This is a genomic window from Lentilactobacillus dabitei, assembly GCF_019061365.1.
GTDB classification, from domain to species: Bacteria; Bacillota; Bacilli; order Lactobacillales; family Lactobacillaceae; genus Lentilactobacillus; species Lentilactobacillus dabitei.
Genome location: NZ_JAHPPD010000209.1, coordinates 1 through 253, shown reverse-complemented (window position 1 = coordinate 253; position 253 = coordinate 1). Strand labels below are relative to the sequence as shown.

At 45.1% G+C, this 253-nt stretch carries 1 pseudogene; it reads right to left on the bottom strand.

The features are described 5' to 3' along the window. Positions 1–253: pseudogene (locus KTE19_RS13805) on the bottom strand (ISL3 family transposase); the annotation flags it as partial.

Below are 253 nucleotides of genomic sequence, written 5' to 3'. Positions count from 1 at the left end.
TGGTTTGAAAGTCTCGTTCGGCGCGCATTAATTGGCGACCTACAAATGAATCTGATGCCGATACTTCATTGGCAATGTGCTTCAAAGAGACCGGCTCACTGAGCTTCTCTAGGCATTCTTTGCGGCTGGTGTTTGAAATCGTACAGTGTTTTGGAACTGCCGCTGTTTGTGCAAGAAAGTTGCCCTGACATTCTTTACAGTGAAAATAACGGCGTTTTAAGGATAAGATGACGGTACTGCTCAGAACCTTTGA